Annotated in this window: 18 protein-coding genes; 9 read left to right on the forward strand and 9 right to left on the reverse strand. The window is 66.9% G+C overall.

Going from position 1 to position 18,988, the window contains the following annotated elements:
* Positions 1-978 (reverse strand): Zn-ribbon domain-containing OB-fold protein, encoded by a 978-nt coding sequence (locus F6Q13_RS02975; protein ID WP_293052014.1) that lies wholly within the window; start codon positions 976-978, stop codon positions 1-3.
* Positions 979-1,035: 57 nt separating this feature from the next.
* Here F6Q13_RS02975 and F6Q13_RS02980 point away from each other — a divergent pair, with 57 nt between their 5' ends.
* Positions 1,036-2,067: an LLM class F420-dependent oxidoreductase gene (locus F6Q13_RS02980; protein WP_293052017.1), complete on the forward strand. Its 1,032-nt coding sequence runs from the start codon at positions 1,036-1,038 to the stop codon at positions 2,065-2,067.
* A 61-nt stretch (positions 2,068-2,128) separates the two neighbouring features.
* On the opposite strand, the gene F6Q13_RS02985 is transcribed toward F6Q13_RS02980, so the two are convergent.
* A complete protein-coding gene (locus tag F6Q13_RS02985) occupies positions 2,129-2,851 on the reverse strand; it encodes an acetoacetate decarboxylase family protein (protein WP_293052020.1) in 723 nt (240 codons plus the stop codon).
* 44 nt (positions 2,852-2,895) lie between these two features.
* Between F6Q13_RS02985 and F6Q13_RS02990 the strand changes: the two genes are divergently transcribed.
* The gene (locus F6Q13_RS02990; RefSeq protein ID WP_293052023.1) at positions 2,896-4,119 is read left to right on the forward strand and encodes a cytochrome P450; all 1,224 of its coding nucleotides are present in this window, start codon (positions 2,896-2,898) and stop codon (positions 4,117-4,119) included.
* A gap of 42 nt (positions 4,120-4,161) precedes the next feature.
* Here the strand turns inward: F6Q13_RS02990 and F6Q13_RS02995 are convergent, their stop codons facing one another.
* On the reverse strand, positions 4,162-4,962 hold the full coding sequence (locus tag F6Q13_RS02995) for a crotonase/enoyl-CoA hydratase family protein (RefSeq protein ID WP_293052026.1): 801 nt from the start codon (positions 4,960-4,962) through the stop codon (positions 4,162-4,164).
* A 61-nt stretch (positions 4,963-5,023) separates the two neighbouring features.
* Here F6Q13_RS02995 and F6Q13_RS03000 point away from each other — a divergent pair, with 61 nt between their 5' ends.
* Both F6Q13_RS03000 and F6Q13_RS03005 read left to right on the forward strand, forming a co-directional pair.
* Positions 5,024-6,667: an acyl-CoA synthetase gene (locus F6Q13_RS03000; protein ID WP_293052029.1), complete on the forward strand. Its 1,644-nt coding sequence runs from the start codon at positions 5,024-5,026 to the stop codon at positions 6,665-6,667.
* Positions 6,668-6,685: 18 nt separating this feature from the next.
* Positions 6,686-8,254, forward strand: coding sequence for an acetolactate synthase large subunit (locus tag F6Q13_RS03005; RefSeq protein WP_293052032.1), 1,569 nt, complete (start codon positions 6,686-6,688; stop codon positions 8,252-8,254).
* Between the two features lie 103 nt (positions 8,255-8,357).
* Here F6Q13_RS03005 and fadD17 read toward each other — a convergent pair whose 3' ends face one another.
* Genes fadD17 through F6Q13_RS03020 form a run of 3 tightly spaced genes read right to left on the reverse strand, consistent with a single transcriptional unit; the run spans position 8,358 to position 12,195 of the window.
* Positions 8,358-9,866, reverse strand: a complete 1,509-nt coding sequence (gene fadD17, locus F6Q13_RS03010) for a long-chain-fatty-acid--CoA ligase FadD17 (protein ID WP_293052035.1) — start codon at positions 9,864-9,866, stop codon at positions 8,358-8,360.
* Positions 9,867-9,902: 36 nt separating this feature from the next.
* Positions 9,903-10,994 carry an acyl-CoA dehydrogenase family protein gene (locus F6Q13_RS03015; protein ID WP_293052038.1) on the reverse strand — a complete coding sequence of 364 codons (1,092 nt, stop codon included), beginning with the start codon at positions 10,992-10,994 and terminating at the stop codon, positions 9,903-9,905.
* A gap of 19 nt (positions 10,995-11,013) precedes the next feature.
* The gene (locus F6Q13_RS03020) at positions 11,014-12,195 is read right to left on the reverse strand and encodes an acyl-CoA dehydrogenase (RefSeq protein WP_293052041.1); all 1,182 of its coding nucleotides are present in this window, start codon (positions 12,193-12,195) and stop codon (positions 11,014-11,016) included.
* A gap of 149 nt (positions 12,196-12,344) precedes the next feature.
* On the opposite strand from F6Q13_RS03020, the gene F6Q13_RS03025 reads away from it, so the two are divergent.
* Both F6Q13_RS03025 and F6Q13_RS03030 read left to right on the forward strand, forming a co-directional pair.
* Positions 12,345-12,536, forward strand: coding sequence for a ferredoxin (locus F6Q13_RS03025; RefSeq protein ID WP_293052043.1), 192 nt, complete (start codon positions 12,345-12,347; stop codon positions 12,534-12,536).
* A 126-nt stretch (positions 12,537-12,662) separates the two neighbouring features.
* A complete protein-coding gene (locus F6Q13_RS03030) occupies positions 12,663-13,580 on the forward strand; it encodes a 3-oxoacyl-ACP reductase (RefSeq protein ID WP_293052046.1) in 918 nt (305 codons plus the stop codon).
* Between the two features lie 20 nt (positions 13,581-13,600).
* Here F6Q13_RS03030 and F6Q13_RS03035 read toward each other — a convergent pair whose 3' ends face one another.
* Both F6Q13_RS03035 and F6Q13_RS03040 read right to left on the reverse strand, forming a co-directional pair.
* A complete protein-coding gene (locus tag F6Q13_RS03035) occupies positions 13,601-15,052 on the reverse strand; it encodes a trehalose-6-phosphate synthase (RefSeq protein ID WP_293052048.1) in 1,452 nt (483 codons plus the stop codon).
* Entirely contained in the window at positions 15,053-15,217 is a 165-nt protein-coding gene (locus F6Q13_RS03040) for a hypothetical protein (protein WP_293052051.1), read from the reverse strand.
* A 143-nt stretch (positions 15,218-15,360) separates the two neighbouring features.
* Here F6Q13_RS03040 and F6Q13_RS03045 point away from each other — a divergent pair, with 143 nt between their 5' ends.
* Together F6Q13_RS03045 and F6Q13_RS03050 are read left to right on the forward strand one after the other, a co-directional pair.
* Positions 15,361-16,293, forward strand: a complete 933-nt coding sequence (locus tag F6Q13_RS03045) for an enoyl-CoA hydratase (protein ID WP_293052054.1) — start codon at positions 15,361-15,363, stop codon at positions 16,291-16,293.
* 29 nt (positions 16,294-16,322) lie between these two features.
* Positions 16,323-17,156 (forward strand): SDR family oxidoreductase, encoded by an 834-nt coding sequence (locus F6Q13_RS03050; RefSeq protein WP_293052057.1) that lies wholly within the window; start codon positions 16,323-16,325, stop codon positions 17,154-17,156.
* Here F6Q13_RS03050 and F6Q13_RS03055 read toward each other — a convergent pair.
* A complete protein-coding gene (locus tag F6Q13_RS03055; RefSeq protein ID WP_293052060.1) occupies positions 17,139-18,032 on the reverse strand; it encodes an NAD(P)-dependent oxidoreductase in 894 nt (297 codons plus the stop codon). The two genes, F6Q13_RS03050 and F6Q13_RS03055, sit on opposite strands and share 18 nt — an antisense overlap.
* Before the next feature lie 65 nt (positions 18,033-18,097).
* Here F6Q13_RS03055 and F6Q13_RS03060 point away from each other — a divergent pair, with 65 nt between their 5' ends.
* Positions 18,098-18,883, forward strand: a complete 786-nt coding sequence (locus F6Q13_RS03060; RefSeq protein WP_293052063.1) for an SDR family NAD(P)-dependent oxidoreductase — start codon at positions 18,098-18,100, stop codon at positions 18,881-18,883.
* Positions 18,884-18,988: the final 105 nt, after the last annotated feature.

An 18,988-nucleotide genomic window follows, 5' to 3' on the forward strand; every position in this document is an offset into this window, starting at 1 on the left:
TTACAGGTGGTGTTTGTAGGTGTCGTAGTCGGCGTCCGGTTCACCGGTCGGCCGGAAATGGGAGATGTTGTCGATGCCCAGGCCCCATTCTTCGCGGGGCCGCCACACGGCCTGCACCCGCATGCCCATCCGCACCTCGGACGCGTCTATTTCGGTGACCAGATGCAAAAACGGGATGTCGGCGCCGTCCAGCAGCACGTAGGCGGCGACATAGGGTGGTTTGATCCGCTGGCCGGCGAACGGGATGTTGATGATTGCGAACGTGGTCACGGTGCCCTTGTCCGGCAGCTCGACGTAGTTGTCGAGGGCCAGCCCGGTGGCCGGATCGGCTTCCCGCGCCGGGAAATACAGCTTGCCGTCGGTGCCGGTGCGTGCACCGAGCAGCTTGCCCTCTTGCAGTGCCCGCAGGTAGGCGCTTTCCGGATGCGAGGCGGTGTGCTGGATTTCCATGCTGATCGGGGTGACGACCATGCTCACCGGATCCCGATCGTCGGCGTCGCCTTCGGGCTCGGCGTCCTCGCCAAGCGTGAAATAGGCGATGTCGGTGATGGCGCCCACGGGCTCGTCGACCCAGTGCGCGTGCACCCGGCTGCCGGTGTTGATCGCGTCCGCGGTGCCCGCGTCCACCGCATGCAACAACGCGGTGTCGGCGCCGTCGAGCGTGATCAGCGCCCAGGCGAAGGGGCGATTCAACGGCTGGCCCTCCAGCGGCTGGGCCTGCCAGGTCCAGGACGCCACGGTGCCGACACCGGCCACCGGTACCATCTCGTCGAGGGGTTTGTAGCTGACCGGGTCGTATTCGACCGGTGGCACATGCACCCGGCCATCGGATCCGCGGACCCCGAGGATGCGGCGCTCGCGTAAGGCGGTGAAGAATTTGCCCAGGGTGGGGCCGACCGAACGGGTGTAGTCGAAGGACAACGTCAGTGGCGCCGAAAGGGGCGGCTCAGGGTGCGGGCGAGTTGAACTGGCTGTCACGCCTTCGAGTAGAACAGGTTCTAAGAATCTGGGCAAGCAGCGTGCGAGGAGGCGGAGATGAAGCTGGGATTGCAGCTGGGATATTGGGGAGCGCAGCCGCCGGCCAACGCCGGTGAACTGGTCGCCGCGGCCGAAGACGCCGGGTTCGACGCGGTGTTCACCGCCGAGGCGTGGGGATCGGACGCCTACACCCCGCTGGCCTGGTGGGGAGCCTCGACCCGCCGGGTGCGGCTGGGCACCTCGGTGGCGCAGTTGTCGGCCCGCACCCCGACCGCGTGCGCGATGGCCGCGCTGACCCTCGATCATCTGTCCGGGGGCCGGCACATCCTGGGCCTGGGCGTGTCGGGACCGCAGGTCGTCGAGGGCTGGTACGGCCAGCCGTTCCCCAAGCCGCTGGCCCGCACCCGCGAATACATCGACATCGTGCGCCAGGTCCTGGCCCGCGAGCAGCCGGTGACCAGTGGCGGCCCGCACTACCCGCTGCCGCTGACCGGCGAACGCACCACCGGACTGGGCAAGCCGCTCAAAGCCATCACCCATCCGCTGCGCGCCGATATCCCGATCCTGTTGGGCGCCGAGGGGCCGAGGAACGTCGCGCTGGCCGCCGAGATCTGCGACGGCTGGCTGCCGATCTTTTACACGCCGCGGCTGGCGGACATGTACAACGCATGGCTCGACGAGGGCTTCGCCCGACCCGGGGCGCGACGGCGCCGCGAGGACTTCGAGATCTGTGCGACCGCCCAGGTGGTGATCACCGACGACCGGCCGGCGGCCTTCGCCGGGATCAAGCCTTACCTGGCGCTGTATATGGGCGGCATGGGTGCCGAGGACACCAACTTCCACGCCGACGTCTACCGCCGGATGGGCTATTCGGAGGTGGTCGACGACGTGACCAGACTGTTCCGCAGCAACCGCAAGGACGAGGCCGCCAGGGCGATCCCTGACGAGCTCGTCGACGACGCCGTCATCGTCGGGGACGCTGACTACGTGCGCAAGCAGATCACCGTCTGGGAAGCCGCCGGAGTCACGATGATGGTGGTGTCCGCCCGCAGCGCCGAGCAGGTCCGCGAGCTCGCCGCGCTGCTGTGACCCGACTGTTGCGGGGCATTAGAACGCGTTCTAAATTGGCTGGGTGACCGGTATCGCTCGGTCAGTCGAGCACGCGGGCATCGCCGAAAGACATGTGCACCTGGGCGACCGATCCCGACGCCATGGCCCGTCGCGGCAGGCCCAGCGATGCCAGTTCCTCGGCATACGGGTGATCGCCCAATCGCAGCGCCACCCCGCCGAGCCGGCCGCGCAACCCGCTGACGGTCATCTCCCACGGGACCTCGCGGGTGGTGCCCTCGGCGTAGGTGTAGGTCTTGAGCACCCGTGGCCGCGAGGTGAACACCGACGGCACCGGCAGGCCGCGGCCGAACTCCATGCTGGCGATCAGCGAACCGTCGGCGTTGACGGCGAACCCGAAGTTGCCGTCGTCGCGAACAGTGAACTCCGCCATGATCTTCGGGAAGCCCCAAATTTTGCGGCCGGCTTCCATTGTGAAGGTCTGGTCGACCGGCAGGTGGTGGATGAATGCTGCCGCCGCACCGAGCGCCCGCCACCCGCGTGCTCGCGAGCCGGGCGGGTTGACCATCACGGCGGTGCCGAATTCGTGGTACTGCCCGAGGTCGCCGTCGAAATACCGGGCGAGCATCAGGTTGACCACGGCGCGGCCGGGACGGTGCTGGCACACCTGCAGACCGCTGTAGCCGACGAGTCGCTGCGCCGCGGCCGCGGGAACCGAGAACATCGCGGTATGCACATCCGCCTTGCGGATTCGGACCGGCATCGTCAGTGTTGTTCCGGCGATGATGTGTTGTGATCGCGGCATGCCGTCACTGTAATGCGAAGCGACAGATATCCGGAGGCAAGTAGATGACGTCGACCATGCCCGAGACGGTCTCCAACATCGATCTGACCGACGGCACCTTCTACGCCGACCGGCCGCGAGCCCGGGCAGCGTATCGCTGGATGCGTGACAACCAACCGGTGTTCCGGGATCGCAACGGTCTGGCCGCCGCGTCGACCTACCAGGCGATCATCGACGCCGAGCGTGACCCGGAGCTGTTTTCCAACACGGGCGGCATCCGCCCCGATTCGCCGGCCATGCCCTACATGATCGACATGGACGATCCGGCGCACCTGTTGCGGCGCAAGCTGGTCAACGCCGGCTTCACCCGCAGGCGGGTGCGCGAGCGAGAACCCTCGATCGTCAGGCTCTGTGACATCTTGATCGACGCGGTGTGTGAGCGGGGCGAGTGCGACTTGGTCCGCGATATCGCCGCCCCGCTGCCGATGGCGGTGATCGGCGACATGCTCGGTGTTTTGCCGCAAGAGCGCGACATGCTGCTCAAGTGGTCCGACGATCTGGTCTGCGGGCTGAGTTCACATATCGAAGCAGGGTCAGTCGAGGCCGAGGCGGTGATGAAAGCGTTCAACGCATACACAGAATTCACCGTAGACATCATCAAAAAGCGTCGAGTTGAGCCGACCGACGACCTGTTTTCCATCCTGGTCAACGCCGAGGTCGAGGGACAGCGACTCCGCGATGACGAAATCGTCTTCGAGACACTGCTGATCCTGATCGGCGGCGACGAGACCACCCGGCACACGCTATCCGGCGGAATCGAGCAGTTGCTGCGCCACCAGGACCAATGGCACCAGCTGCAGCGGGGCCGCCAACTGCTCCCCGGAGCGATCGAAGAAATGCTGCGCTGGACTTCGCCGGTGAAAAACATGTGCCGGACGCTGACCGCCGATGCCGAATTCCACGGCACTTCGCTTCGCAAGGGCGAGAAGATGATGCTGCTGTTCGAGTCGGCGAACTTCGACGAGTCGGTGTTCGACAGCGCCGAGCGGTTCAACATCTTCCGAGAACCGAACAACCACTTGGCTTTCGGCTTTGGCACCCACTTCTGCCTGGGAAACCAGCTCGCCCGACAGGAACTTTCATTGATGACCGGCCGCCTGTTGGAGCGGCTGCCGGACCTGCGGCTGGCCTCCGAGGACACACCGTCGTTACGCCCGGCCAACTTCGTCAGCGGCCCGGAGTCGCTGCCGGTGAGGTTCACACCGAGCGCACCGGTGAACCCAGCGTGAATGCGTTGCGAGAACAGTTTCACCCTCGGCGGGCGGGAACAGTCAGCGGCCCTGGAACTGCGGGGTGCGCTTCTCGGTGAACGCTCGCGGACCCTCTTTGGCGTCTTCGGACAAGAACACCTTGATACCGAGCCGGGTGTCGATCTTCAACGCTTCGTTCTCCGGCAGGCATTCGGTCTCGCGGATCGACCGCAGGATCGCCTGTACTGCCAGCGGCCCGTTGGCCGAAACGACAGCGGCGATCTCCAGCGCCCTGGTCAGCGCCTGCCCGTCGGGAACGACGTGACCGATCAGGCCGATGGCCTTGGCCTCGGCGGCGCTGATGTGGCGACCGGTCAGCAGCAGATCGCAGGCCAGGGTGTAGGGGATTTGCCGCACGAGCCGCACCGCCGACCCGCCCATCGGATACAGGCTCCACTTCGCTTCGGAGATCCCGAACTTCGCGCTCTCCCCGGCAACCCGGATATCGGTGCCCTGCAGGATCTCGGTGCCTCCGGCAATGGCCGGACCCTCCACCGCGGCGATCAGCGGCTTGGTCAGCCGGCGCCCTTTGAGCAGCGCATCGATGCGTGACGGGTCATAGCTGCCGTCCTTGAACGAGTCTCCCGGCGGCCTGTCGGTCGCTGCCTTGAGGTCCATGCCCGCGCAGAAGTAGCCACCGGCCCCGGTCAGGATGGCACAGCGGATATCGGGATCGTTGTCGATACGATCCCAGGCTTCGACCATGATGCGCATCATTTCGCCGCTGAGAGCGTTGCGGGCGGCGGGACGGTTCATCGTCACAATCAGGGTGTGTCCGCGCTGCTCGACGAGGGCGTCGGGCTCTTTCTCGGACTCGCTCACCGGCGTCCGCCTTCCTTGCGTTGCTGCCATCAACTTGTCAGGAAATGTAACACGTTCTAATTTGGGGGTCGTGGCTCTCAACATCGCCGACCTCGCCGAGCATGCCATCGACGCCGTACCTGACCGGGTCGCCCTGATCTGCGGCGACGACCAGTTGACCTACGCGCAGCTGGAGGAGAAGGCCAACCGACTCGCGCACTACCTGATCGACCACGGCATCAAGAAGGACGACAAAGTCGGCCTGTATTGCCGCAACCGGATCGAGATCGTGATCGCAATGCTCGGCATCATCAAGGCCGGGGCCATCTTGGTCAACGTCAACTTCCGCTATGTCGAGGGCGAACTGCAGTATCTGTTCGACAACTCCGACATGGTCGCGCTCGTGCACGAACGCCAGTACGCCGATCGGGTGGCGAACGTGCTTCCGAAGACCCCGAACGTCCGGACCGTCCTCGTCGTCGAGGACGGCAGCGCCGCCGACTACCAGCGCTACGGCGGGGTGGAGTTCTATTCCGCGCTTGAACAGGGTTCGCCGGTGCGCGATTTCGGCGAGCGCAGCGCCGACGACATCTACCTGCTCTACACCGGCGGCACCACCGGCTTCCCGAAGGGCGTGATGTGGCGCCACGAAGACATCTACCGAGTACTGCTCGGCGGAACCGACTTCGCCACCGGCGAATACGTCAAGGACGAGTACGACCTGGCCAAGCAGGCCGCCGCCGGACCGCCGATGATTCGCTATCCGATCCCGCCGATGATCCACGGCGCGACCCAGTCGGCCACCTGGATGGCGCTGTTCGCCGGCCACACCACGGTGCTGTCGCCGGAATTCGACGCCGCGCAAGTGTGGCGTACGGTCCACCAACACAAGGTCAACATGCTGTTCTTCACCGGTGACGCCATGGCCCGGCCCCTGTTGGACGTCCTGAGCGCCGACAACGATTACGATCTCTCGTCGCTGTTCCTGCTGGCCAGCACCGCGGCGCTGTTCTCGCCCAGCATCAAGGAGAGATTCCTTGAGCTGCTTCCCAATCGGATCATCACCGATTCGATCGGCTCGTCGGAGACCGGTTTCGGCGGCACCAGCCTGGTCGCCAAGGGCGACGTGCACACCGGCGGACCGCGGGTCACCATCGACAAGTGGACGGTGGTGCTCGACGAGCACGGCAACGAAGTCCAACCCGGCTCGGGGGTGCGCGGCGTGCTCGCCAAACGCGGCCACGTCCCGCTGGGCTACTACAAGGACCCGGTAAAGTCGGCGGCGACCTTCAAGGTGATCAACGGCGTGCGCTACGCCATCCCGGGTGATTATGCGCAGGTGGAGGCCGACGGCACGGTCACGATGCTCGGCCGCGGGTCGGTGTCGATCAACAGCGGAGGGGAAAAGATCTATCCCGAGGAGGTCGAGGGTGCGCTCAAGGGCCACCCCGACGTGTTCGACGCGCTGGTAGTCGGGGTCCCCGACGAGCGGTTCGGTCAGTGCGTGGCCGCCGTCGTGCAGCCGCGCCCGGGAACGCGCCCGCCGCTGGTCGAACTTGACCGCTTTGTCCGCGGGACGATCGCGGGATACAAAGTGCCCCGGGCACTGTGGTACGTCGACGAAGTCAAGCGCTCTCCGGCGGGCAAACCCGACTACCGCTGGGCCACAGAGCAGACCCAGACCCGGCCCGCCGACGAGAGGCACACCGGCCACGTCAGTGCGTGACTCGTTTAGAGTCGAGACGTGAACGGTGCCCGCGCGTTACTCGATACTCTGGTGGCCGGCGGCGTGGACGTGTGTTTCGCCAACCCGGGCACCTCCGAGATGCATTTCGTGGCCGCACTGGACGCCGTCCCGCGGATGCGCGGGGTGTTAGCCCTGTTCGAGGGTGTGGCCACCGGTGCGGCCGACGGATACGCCCGCATCACGGGCCGACCGGCGGCGGTGCTGCTGCATCTCGGCCCGGGGTTGGGCAACGGGCTGGCCAACCTGCACAACGCACGCCGCGCCCGGGTCCCGATGTTGGTGATCGTCGGCGATCACGCCAGCTACCACAAGAAATACGACGCCCCGCTGGAATCTGACATCGACTCGGTGGCCGGCACTGTGTCGGGCTGGCTGCGGCGATCGGCCGGTGATGTGGCCGTCGACGCCGCCGAGGCCATCGCCGCCAGCCGGGCCGGGCAGGTGGCGACCCTGATTCTGCCCGCCGACGTGTCTTGGTCGGACGCGGCCACCACCGGCGCTGCGGTACCGGCACCGCGCTCAGCGCCGGGTGTCGACGGGGACGCTGTCGAGTTGGCTGCCAAGGTGCTGCGCTCCGGTGCGCCCGCGGTGATCCTGATCGGTGGCGATGCCACCCGGGCCGCGGGGTTACCGGCAGCCGCCCGGATCGCGGCGGCGTCCGGCGCGCGCTGGTATTGCGAGACCTTCCCGACGGTGCTGCAGCGCGGCGCCGGGGTGCCCGCTGTCGACCGGCTCGCCTACTTCGCCGAAGGCGTCGCCGACCAACTCGAGGGGGCCAAGCACCTCGTGCTGGCCGGGGCGGCGGCACCGGTGTCTTTTTTTGCCTACCCCGGTCGGCCCAGTGCGCTGGTACCCGACGGCTGCGAGGTGCACGTGCTGGCCGGGCCCACCGGCGCTGCCGATGCCCTGCAGGCGCTGGCCGACGAGTTGGCACCCGGCACGGTCGCCCCGGTGTCCCCGCCGTCGCGTCCTCACTTGCCGAGCGGGGCGCTGACCGCAGCATCGGTCGCCGCGGTAGTCGGCGCATTACTGCCGGAACGGGCGATCGTGGTCGACGAATCCAACACGTCCGGTGTGCCACTGTCAGCAGCCACCGCGGGCGCGCCCGCCCACGATTGGCTGACACTCACCGGCGGGGCCATCGGCTACGGCATCCCCGCCGCGGTCGGCGCGGCCGTCGCCGCCCCCGAACGCCCGGTGCTGTGCCTGGAATCCGACGGCTCGGCGATGTACACCATTTCCGGTCTGTGGACTCACGCCCGGGAAAACCTCGACGTCACCACGGTGATCTACAACAACGGCGGCTATGACATCCTGCGTCTCGAGCTGCAGCGGGTCGGCGCGGTGGAAGCACCCGGGCCCAAAGCTCAGCAACTTCTCGATTTAACGGGTCCCACCATCGATTTTGTCAAGCTGGCCGAAGCCATGGGGGTTCCGGCGCGGCGCGCCAACACCGCCGAGGAGTTCGCCGACGCGCTGCGGGCGGCGTTCGCCGAACCGGGGCCGCATCTGATCGACGCGGTGGTGCCGTCGATGTTCGGCGGGAATCCGGCCGGGCCGCGGTAGCAACCGCGGCGGGTGGGGGCATCACGACGGCGGGGTCGGCGGCCAGGTGCTGGAAGATTTCGCCGAGCGCCGGAGGGTTCTGAGCGGTGTCGTCGCCATCGGTCTAACGGCGGATCGGCCAGACCGGATCGGCGGTGTCGAGGCCCTCGGCCGACAGCTGCCGCTTGAGCACCTTGAACGTCGCGGTGCGCGGCAGATCGGTGCTGACCCGCACATACGACGGCCACTGCTTGGGTCCCAGGTCGGGCTGTGCGGCTAAAAAGGCGCGGAACTCGTCGGCGTCGAATTCGGCACCGGGCTTCATCACCAAAGCCGCCATCACTTGGTCGCCGACCGAGGGGGCCGGTATCGCATAGACCGCGACCTCCCGTACTTCGGGATGGCGTGCCAACACCCGCTCGATCGGTGCTGTGCCGAGGTTTTCCCCGTCCACCCGCAGCCAATCACCCAGCCGGCCTGCGAAATACACGTAGCCCTGCTCGTCACGGTAGGCCAGATCGCCGCTGTGGTACACGCCGTCGGCCATCCGCTGTGCGTCGGCCTGCGGATCGTTGTAGTAGCCCTCGAATCGACCCGGACCGGCGGTGTTGACCAGTTCGCCGACCACTCCGGGCGGACACGCTGCACCGGTGTCGGGGTCGACGATGTCGATCCCGGCCGGCAGCGGACCCAGCGAGCCCTCCGGGGTCTCGGGAGTGCGGCTGATTGCCACTCCGCCCTCGGTCGACCCGAACCCGTCGACGGCGACACAGCCGAACCGGCGGGCGAACCGCTCCACGTCCTCGGGCGCGCCCTCGTTGCCGTACATCGCTTTCAGCGGGTTGTCCGCGTCGTCGTCGTGTTCCGGGGTGGCCAGCACGTACGACAGCGGCTTGCCCACGTAATTGGCGTAGGTCACGCCGTATCGGCGGACGTCAGGCAGGAAACCCGATGCGGAAAACTTGCGCCGCAACACCATCGAGCCGCGGCAAGCCACCGCCACCGACCACCCGACCAGCACCGCATTGGAGTGGAACAACGGCATCGACACATAGCAACGGTCGTCAGGGCCCAGTCCGAAACGCTCGGTCATCGTCACACCGGCGATGCCGACCTTGCCCTGACTGCACTTGACCGCCTTGGGATCACCGCTGGTGCCGGAAGTGAAGATCAGCATGAACAGGTCGTCGGGAGCTGCGGTGCGAAAGCCTATCTCGGCGTCGGCGTGGGCGGCCACCTCGTCGGACCACTCGGTGGAATCGACCTTGATGTGCAGCAGGTCGCCAAGCGGCGCCGCGGATCTCGAGTCAGTCAGCACCAGCTGGCAGTCGGCATGCTCGATGTCACGGGCCAGCGCGGCACCGCGGCGTACCGGGTTCAGACCGACCGGCACGATGCCGGTCAGGCCGGCGGCAACTAGCAGTGCCGAGAAGAAGGGCGTATTTTCCAGCAACACCCCGACATGCGGGGGCCGGGCCGGGTCGAGCCGGTCGCGCAGCGCCGCCGCGACCGCGGCCCCGTGTCGAAGGTGGTCGTGCCAGCTGATGAACGAATCCTCGAAGTAGACTCCCCGATCCTCGATGTCGACCAGCGGTTTCAATAAGTCGGTGACGGTGGGCAGCGTCTCGTTCACGGTCGGGTTCAATGCCTGCTGTGCGTGCTGTGCCTGCTATGCCGGAGTCTCCGCGAGTTCGCGGCCAATCGTGCGCAACGCCCCGGTGGCGCTGCCGAGCGCGAACTCAATCTGTTTGGCGGCAAGGAAATAGCGATGCACCGGGTGATCGATATCGATGCCGACACCGCCGTGAACGTGCACAATAGTGTGCGCCACTCGGTGTCCAGCCTCGGCGGCCCAGAACGCGGCGGTGGCAACCTCGGTGTCGGCGGGCAAGTCCGCGCTCAGACGCCACGCCGCCTGGGTGAGCGTCAGGCGCAGCCCCTTCACGTCGATGTATCCGTCCGCAAGTCGTTGGGCCACTGCCTGGAAGCTGCCGATCGGTCGATCGAACTGTTCGCGGGTGCGGGCGTACTCGGCGGTCAACTGCAGACCGCGGTCGAGCACCCCGAGCTGATATGCGCTGTGACCCAGGGCGCGCAGCCGGGTGATCGAGCCGGCAACGTCGTCGCCGGCGAGCATCCGGGTCCGGTCGACGTCGACGTCGTCCAACCGGAGCTGTCCGATGCTGCCCAGGCCGGTGGTTTGCATGGGTGTCACCGCGGCCTCGTCGGCAGTAACTAGGAAAACCGCAGTGCCGGAATCGGTTTCGGCGGGAACGAGAAAGCCGTCGGCTACTGGCGCGTAGCCGACCTGGGTACGTGTTCCGTTGAGACGATAGCCGTGGCCGGCGGGCGCGGCCCGCACCGGCCCGTCTCCCATTTCGCCGTCCAACGCAACGGTGAGGATCCTCGAGCCCGCGACGGCGGGTCTTCCCCACTGTTGTGCCAGCTCGGTCGAGCCAAACCGGGCCAGCGCGCCAGCGGCCAACACCACCGACTCCAGGTAGGGGACCGCGGCGAGTTGGCGACCCAACGCCACCAACACCGCGGTTTGTTCCAGCACTCCGTAACCGCCACCGCCCAACGATTCCGGTGCCGCGGTACTCAGGACGTCGGCGTCGATGAGCTTGCGCCACAGGTCGCGGTCGAAACGCTGGTCGAGGCCGTCCAGCTCACGCTGGTGGTCGGGCGTGCACACTGCATCCACGATCGTGCCGACCAGATCGCCCAGCTCCTGCGCGGCTTCGGTTGTCGAGAAGTCCATGCGTCCTCCATCCACTCCGTCACCGATTGGCCCGAGGCAGGCCCAGCGCCACCATGGCAATAATGTCGCGCTGCACTTCGTTGGTGCCGCCGCCAAACGTCAGAATCAGACAGGCCCGGTGCATTCGCTCGATCCGGCCGCGCAGCAGCGCGCCCGGTGAATCCTGACGTACCGTAGCCCCGGATCCCAACACTTCCATCAGAAGCCGGTAGGCTTCGGTCGCCAGTTCGGTGCCGAACACCTTCGCCGCCGACGCGTCCGCCGGCGACGGGGTAGTGGTGTCCGAGGACGCCAGCTCCCAGTTGATCAGCTTGAGCACCTCGACCTTGGCGTGCACTCGCGCCAGGTTGAGCTGGACCCACTCCGAGTCGATGAGCCGCGCCCCGCCGGCATCCTTGGTGTTCTGCGCCCACTCCCGAACCTGGTTGAGCGCGGTGATGATGGGCTGCGCGGACACCAGCGCGACACGCTCGTGGTTGAGCTGGTTGGTGACTAGCTTCCAGCCGCCGTTTTCTTCGCCGACCCGGTTGGCCACCGGAACCCGCACATCGGAGTAATAGGTGGCGCTGGTGTCCGGGCCGGCCATGGTGTGTACCGGCGTCCAGGAAAAGCCCTCGGCGTTCGTCGGAACAATCAACACCGAGATGCCGCGGTGCTTCTTGGCCTCGCTGTTGGTGCGCACGGCCAGCCACACATAGTCGGCGTAGGCGATCAGGCTGGTCCACATCTTTTGTCCGTTGACGATGTAGTCGTCGCCGTCGCGCACCGCCGTGGTCCTCAGGTTGGCCAAGTCGGTGCCGGCCCCGGGCTCGGAGTAGCCGATGGAAAAGTGCAGCTCGCCGGCGGCGATCTTCGGCAGGTAGAACTTCTTCTGCTGTTCGGTCCCGAACGCCATGATCGTCGGCGCGACGCTGTTGATCGTCAGGAACGGCACCGGCGCGCCGGCGATCGCGGCCTCGTCGGTGAAGATCAGCTGGTCCATCGCCGAGCGGGCCTGCCCGCCGTACTCTTTCGGCCAGCCCAGCGCCAGCCAGCCGTCGCGGCCCATTTGCGCCACCGTCTCCCGGTAGACGTTGCCGCGACCGACCTCGCCCGACGTCGAGTTCAGCGCTTCGCGTCGCTCCGGGGTCATCAGCTTGGCGAAGTACGACCGCAGTTCGCGGCGCAGTTCCTCCTGCTCCGGGGTGTAACTGATACGCATTCCGGCCGCCCTCCGGTCGTCTTTACGGCTCGCCAATTCGACACCCTGGTTGTAACACGTTCTAGTCAGAGGGTCCAGCGGCCGGTCGGCCCCTACCTGTGGTCTTATGCTGGTGATGCGTACCCAGGGTCAGCTTCAGGGAGGATGCCGTGCGAGTCATAGTGGACCGTGACCGGTGTGAAGGTAACGCGGTGTGCATGGGAATCGCACCGGATCTCTTCGAGCTCGACGACGACGATTACGCCGTCGTCAAAATCGATCCGATTCCCGCCGACCGGGAACAGCTGGCCGAGCAGGCGATCGCCGAGTGTCCGCGCGCTGCACTCAAGCGGGAAGACTAGCGGCGATCGCAAGCGCGGCGAAGCCGGGCGCAGCGGGTCGCCGCCGGAGAAGACTAGCGGCGATCGCAAGCGCGGCGAAGCCGGGCGCAGCGGGTCGCCGCCGGACGGACGAGAGGTAGTCATCAATTGACTGGTAATACGACCACGGCCGACCTGTCCGGGAAGATCGCGGTGGTCACCGGTGCGGCCGCGGGATTGGGTCGTGCCGAGGCGATTGGCTTGGCTCGTTCCGGTGCCACCGTCGTCGTCAACGACCTCGCTGCAGCGCTGGACGCATCCGACGTCGTCGATGAGATCGGCGCTGTCGGCAGCAACGCGGTCGTGGTCAGCGGCGATATCAGCCAACGCGCCACCGCGGACGAGCTGATCAGCTGCGCCGACCGGCTCGGCGGATTGGACATCGTGGTCAACAACGCCGGGATTCTCCGGGACCGGATGCTCTTCAACATGTCCGACGAGGAATGGGACGCCGTGATCGCCGTGCATCTGCGCGGCCACTTTCTGCTCACCCGAAACGCCGCCACCTACTGGCGATCCAAGGCCAAGGAGGCTCCTGCAGCAGGCGGCGTGGTCTACGGCCGAATTATCAACACCTCCTCGGAGGCGGGCCTGCTCGGCCCTGCCGGGCAGGCCAACTACGGCGCCGCGAAAGCCGGTATCACCGCGCTGACCCTCTCAGCGGCGCGGGCGTTGGGCGGCTATGGCGTGCGGGCGAATGTGATCTGCCCCCGGGCCCGGACCGCGATGACCGTCGGGGTTTTCGGCGCGGCACCACAGACCGACGGCATCGATCCGCTCTCACCCGAGCATGTGGTCACCCTGGTTCGTTTCCTGGCCTCCCCGGCCGCCGACGCGGTCAACGGCCAGGTTTTCATCGTGTATGGCCCCAAGGTCACCCTGATGGCGGCGCCGGCGATGGAGCGCCAGTTCGCCGCCGACGGTCTGGCCTGGGATGTCCAGGAACTCAGCACCACGCTGCATGATTATTTTGCCGGGCGCGACCCCAAGCAGAACTTTGCCCCGGCCTGGCTGACGGGATCCTGATCTCGGCGCGCAGCACCGATTCAGCCGTCGGGTGGTCGTGCCTCGGCGAGGGCGTCGAGAAACGACCGGGCCCAGCGGTCCACGTCATGGGTGAGCACCTGGCGTCGCAGGATCCGCATGCGGCGCCGGCCTTCCTGCTCGGACTGGTTCAGCGCTGCCTCGATCGCATCCTTGACGCCTTCCAGGTCATGCGGGTTGACCAAGTAGGCCTGCCGAAGTTCGGCTGCCGCACCGGTGAATTCGCTCAGCACCAAGGCGCCGCCGAGGTCGCTGCGGCAGGCGACGTACTCCTTGGCCACCAGGTTCATCCCGTCGCGCAGCGGCGTGACCAGCATGACGTCAGCAGCCACGAAGAACGCGATCAGTTCGTCCCGCGGTACCGGGCGGTGCAGGTAGTGCACCACCGGGTGACCGACTTCGGCGTATTCACCGTTGATGTGACCGACTTGGCGTTCGATGTCTTGACGCAGGATCTGGTAGCTCTCCACCCGTTCGCGGCTGGGAGTGGCCAGCTGGACCAGCACCGTGTCGTCGCGTTTGACGCGCCCGTCGGCGAGCAGCTCTGCAAACGCCTTCAGCCGCACGTCGATGCCCTTGGTGTAGTCGAGCCGGTCGACGCCGAGCAGGATCTTGCGCGGGTTTCCGATCTCGGCTCGGATTTCGCGGGCTCGCCGGCGGATGGTACGGTCCCGGGCCTTGCGATCCAGGCTGGCGGAGTCGATGGAGATCGGAAACGCCCCCACCCGAACGGTGCGGGAGCCGAGGTGCACCTCGCCGAACCGCGACCGCACCCCGACAGATCCCCGGGAGGTGCTGGCGTCGAGCAGACGCCGCGCCAGGATCAGGAAATTCTGGGCGCCGCCGGTCAGATGGAAGCCGACCAAATCCGCGCCGAGCAGCCCTTCCACGATCTCGGTGCGCCACGGCATCTGCATGAACAGCTCCACCGGGGGAAACGGGATGTGCAGGAAAAACCCGATGATCAGGTCCGGTCGCAGCTCGCGCAGCATCTTGGGGACGAGCTGCAACTGGTAGTCCTGTACCCACACGGTCGCGCCCGGCGCGGCAGCGTTGGCGGCGGCTTCGGCGAATCGCCGGTTGACGTCGACGTAACGCTCCCACCATTCGCGGTGGTAGATCGGCTTGACGATCACGTCGTGGTACAGCGGCCACAGGGTCGCGTTGGAGAATCCCTCGTAGTATTCAGCGACATCGTCTGCGCTCAGCCGGACCGGGTGCAGTCGCATCTCGTCATCGGCGATAACGTCCTCGGCGGCGTCGACGATCCCCGGCCAGCCGATCCAGGCCCCGCGACGGCGCCGCAGCAGCGGCTCCAACGCGGTGACGAGCCCGCCCGGGGCGCGTTTCCAGGTGGTGCTGCCATCGGGCAGCTGTTCCATGTCGATGGGCAGCCGGTTGGCCACGACGACGAAATCAGAACCCCCTGAGCGCTCGCCTGCCCGGGGGGTCATTCAGGTCTCGCTTTTCGCCGGTCCAATACCGAGCATCGACAAGAAAATGCGGCATTCGTCGGCGTCGTTCGCGTACGCCGCCACGACACGCCTGGCCTGGCGTGCGGTGCTGTCAGTCAGCGGTTCCACATCGTCGATCTCGCCAGGATCAGATTTAGCAGGCATGACACAACTCTATGCGAAAGAGACATCGGGCCGAAGCCGGCTTGGCTCACCCGCCGTCGGGGATGTCCAACCCCCCTGGCGGCACGTTACATCCTGGCCGTAGTGTGCAAACAATCCAGCGCAAGCAAGCGAGGTGGGCGGCAATGGCGACTCCTGATCAAGCCACCGGTGCGGTCAACGGCGAGTCCGCGGACCTGGTGGCCTACGAGACCCTCGATGAGGGCCGCATCGCGCGGATCTGGCTCAACCGGCCCGAGGCGCACAACGCCCAGACCCGCACCCTGCTGGTGCAGCTCGACGAGGCGTTCAGCCGGGCCGAGGCCGACGATACGGTTCGGGTGGTGATCCTAGCGGCCCGCGGCAAGAATTTCTCCGCGGGTCACGACCTGGGTTCGGAGGCGGCGCTGGCCGAACGCCGGCCCGGGCCGGGGCAGCATCCGACGTTCCGGGGATTCGGTGCCACCCGGGACTCGGTCGCAGAGAAGACGTTTCTGCAGGAATGGCACTTCTATTTCCAGAACACCTGCCGCTGGCGCGATCTGCGGAAAATCACCATCGCCCAGGTCCAGGGCAACGCGATCTCCGCGGGGTTGATGCTGATCTGGGCGTGCGATCTTATCGTCGCGGCCGACAACGCGAAGTTTTCCGACGTGGTCGGCGTCCGGATGGGTATGCCCGGCGTCGAATACTATGCCCACCCGTGGGAATTCGGTCCCCGCAAAGCCAAAGAGCTGCTGTTGACCGGTGATTCGCTGGACGCGGACGAGGCTTATCGGTTGGGCATGGTGTCCAAGGTTTTTCCACTCGACGAGCTGGCCGATAAAACCGTGGAGTTCGCCCGGCGCATCGCCGAGCGGCCCACGATGGCCGCGTTGCTGATCAAAGACTCGGTGAACGCCGCATCCGATGCCATGGGATTCACCGATGCGTTGCGCCACGCGTTTCACATCCACGAGCTCGGGCACGCACACTGGGCGGCGCGCAACGAGAACCGCTGGCCGGTGGGGTTGCCTCCGGACGTCGAGGACTGGCGAGCGGCGAAGCCGTCGAAGCCGGCTCGGCGTGACGTCCCCTGAGCGACCGCGGGCACCGGTGAGGAGTCGGAGTGCAGCTGTCCTTTGCTGATCGGACTTACCTGGTCACCGGCGGTGGCAGCGGAATCGGCAAGGCGGTGGCCTCGGGACTGGTCGCTGCCGGAGCGAGTGTGATGATCGTCGGCCGCAACGTCGAGAGGTTGGCGGCCGCCGCCCAAGATCTCACAGCATGCAACGAGGAGGCCGGCGCGGTGCGTTTCGAACCCGCCGACGTCACCGACGAGGACGCGATCGCCCGGGCCGTCGGCGTCGCGACCGGCTGGCACGGCCGGCTGCACGGCGCGGTGCACTGCGCCGGTGGGTCAAACACCATCGGGCCGCTCACCCAGATCGACTCGCAGGCGTGGCGACGCACCGTCGACCTCAATGTCAACGGCACGATGTATGTCCTCAAACACACCGCTCGCGAGCTGGTGCGCGGCGGCGGCGGATCGTTCGTCGGTATTTCGTCGATCGCGGCCAGCAATACCCACCGCTGGCTCGGCGCCTACGGGGTGACGAAATCGGCAGTCGACCACTTGCTGATGCTGGCCGCCGACGAACTGGGACCGTCCTGGGTGCGGGTCAACGGCATCCGTCCCGGGCTGATCCGCACCGACTTGGTCGCCCCGATCATCGAATCGCCCCAGCTGAGCGAGGACTATCGTGCGTGCACGCCGCTGCCGCGGCCCGGTGAGGTCGATGACATCGCCAACATGGCGATGTTCCTGCTCAGCGACGCCGCGAGCTGGATCACCGGTCAGGTCATCAACGTCGACGGCGGTCACATGTTGCGCCGTGGCCCGGATTTTTCCGCGATGTTGGAGCCGGTTTTCGGCGCCGACGGCCTACGCGGGGTGGTCTGAAGGCAGGCCGGCGTCGCGGCCGGCGAGCGCGGCGATCGCCGACCAGTCCAGCTGCCCGCCGCCGTCGGCCAGCAGGGCGAGGAAGCGGTCGCGCAACAGGCTCGCCACCGGCAGCGGCACCGCCAGCTCTTCGGCCGCACCCAGCACCAGCCGGATGTCTTTGAGCCCGAGCGCCGCGGCGAAGCCGGCCGGCTCGAACTCCTGTCGCGCGATCAGCCCGCCGTAGGTGGCATAGGCCGGCGCGCCGAATAGGGTCGAGGTGAGGATGTCGACATAGTGCAGCGGATTCATCCCCGCTTTGCGTACCAACGCAACTGCCTCGCCGAGCGACTCGATCACCGAGGCGATCAGAAAGTTGCCGGAGAGTTTGACCAGGTTAGCGGCGTGTTGCTGCTCTGACACCACCAGCGTCCGCTGTCCCATCGCGTCGAACAGCGGCGTCAGTGGCTCGAGCACTTGCGGAGGGCCCGCCGCTACGACAAAAAGCTTTGCGGCAGCGGCGGCCTCAGGCCGGCCGAACACCGGGGCTGCGACGTAGTGCTGGCCGGCATCGGTGTGGGCGGCGGTAAGCCGCTTGGATAACGCGATGCTGATCGTGCTCGACGAGATGTGGGTGGCACCGGACCGCAAGGACTCCACAACACCGCGTGCGCCGAACACCACGTCGGCGACCGCACTGTCGTCGGCCAGCATTGTCACCACGACGTCACCTGCGCACGCATCGGCGACGGTCCGTGCCGGTATCGCTCCCTGCCGGGCCAGCGCCGCGGTCTTGGCCGGTGTGCGGTTGTAGACAGTGACGGCGTGCCCCGCCGCCACCAGGTTGGCGGCCATGCCGCGACCCATGTTGCCCAATCCGATGAATCCGATTTCCATGGCTTCCACCCTGCCGTGTCGACCGGGGTGTGAACTACGTTAGGGCGTGATCCAACGGGAGGCAGATGAAGCGACTAGAGGGCAACCGGATCCTGGTGACCGGCGCCGCGTCGGGAATCGGGCAGGCCACGACGCTGCGCTTGCTGGCCGAGGGCGCCGCCGTCGTTGCCGCTGATATCGACGGGTTGGCCACCACCCGCGCCAAGGCCGGGCAGGCCGGCACCGCCGAGCGCCTCAGCACGCTGCCGATGAACGTCAGTGATGCGGCGTCGGTGATCGACGGCGTGCGGTCGGCCACCGAGACGCTCGGCGGGCTGGATTCACTGGTCAACGCGGCCGGCATCCTGCGCGCCGCACGCACCCATCAGACGAGCACCGAGTTGTGGAATCAGGTGATCGCGGTCAACCTGACTGGGACGTTCCTGGTGGTCCGCGAGGCGCTGCCGGCGCTGTTGGCAAACCCGCGCAGCGCGATCGTGAACTTCAGCTCAACCTCGGCATCCTTTGCCCATCCGTATATGGCGGCCTATGCGGCGAGCAAGGGCGGTGTCCAGGCGTTCACCCATGCGCTGGCACTCGAGTACGCAAAGCAAGGTCTGCGCGCGGTGTGCGTGGCACCTGGCAGCATCAAATCCGGGATCACCGACGCCACCGCCGGATACCTCCCCGAAGATGCCGACTGGACGCTGTTCGGCCGGCTGTCACCGATCCTGCCGACCACGCTGGAATCCAGCGGTGCTCCCATGGCCGCGCCGGAGGCCGTTGCCGGGGTCATCGCCATGCTGGTCTCCGACGACGGTGCGTTCATCACCGGCACCGAAATCCGCATCGACGGCGGGACGCACGCGTGAACTGCGCCGGCGACGATGCAGAGCGTAGCGATGAGGAGGAGCGGCGCTGGTGAACTGCGCCGGCGACGATGCAGAGCGTAGCGATGAGGAGGAGCGGCGCTGGTG

Origin of the sequence: Mycobacterium sp. (assembly GCF_008709575.1) — a bacterium.
Lineage (GTDB): Bacteria > Actinomycetota > Actinomycetes > Mycobacteriales > Mycobacteriaceae > Mycobacterium.

Bases quoted from the DNA above. Each gene is read 5' to 3' on its own strand.
- F6Q13_RS02980 (WP_293052017.1), top strand. From the start codon at position 1,036: ATGAAGCTGGGATTGCAGCTGGGATATTGGGGAGCGCAGCCGCCGGCC.
- F6Q13_RS02985 (WP_293052020.1), bottom strand. From the start codon at position 2,851: ATGCCGCGATCACAACACATCATCGCCGGAACAACACTGACGATGCCG.
- F6Q13_RS02990 (WP_293052023.1), top strand. From the start codon at position 2,896: ATGACGTCGACCATGCCCGAGACGGTCTCCAACATCGATCTGACCGAC.
- F6Q13_RS03015 (WP_293052038.1), bottom strand. From the start codon at position 10,994: ATGGACTTCTCGACAACCGAAGCCGCGCAGGAGCTGGGCGATCTGGTC.
- F6Q13_RS03020 (WP_293052041.1), bottom strand. From the start codon at position 12,195: ATGCGTATCAGTTACACCCCGGAGCAGGAGGAACTGCGCCGCGAACTG.
- F6Q13_RS03035 (WP_293052048.1), bottom strand. From the start codon at position 15,052: ATGACCCCCCGGGCAGGCGAGCGCTCAGGGGGTTCTGATTTCGTCGTC.
- F6Q13_RS03040 (WP_293052051.1), bottom strand. From the start codon at position 15,217: ATGCCTGCTAAATCTGATCCTGGCGAGATCGACGATGTGGAACCGCTG.
- F6Q13_RS03045 (WP_293052054.1), top strand. From the start codon at position 15,361: ATGGCGACTCCTGATCAAGCCACCGGTGCGGTCAACGGCGAGTCCGCG.
- F6Q13_RS03055 (WP_293052060.1), bottom strand. From the start codon at position 18,032: ATGGAAATCGGATTCATCGGATTGGGCAACATGGGTCGCGGCATGGCC.
- F6Q13_RS03060 (WP_293052063.1), top strand. From the start codon at position 18,098: ATGAAGCGACTAGAGGGCAACCGGATCCTGGTGACCGGCGCCGCGTCG.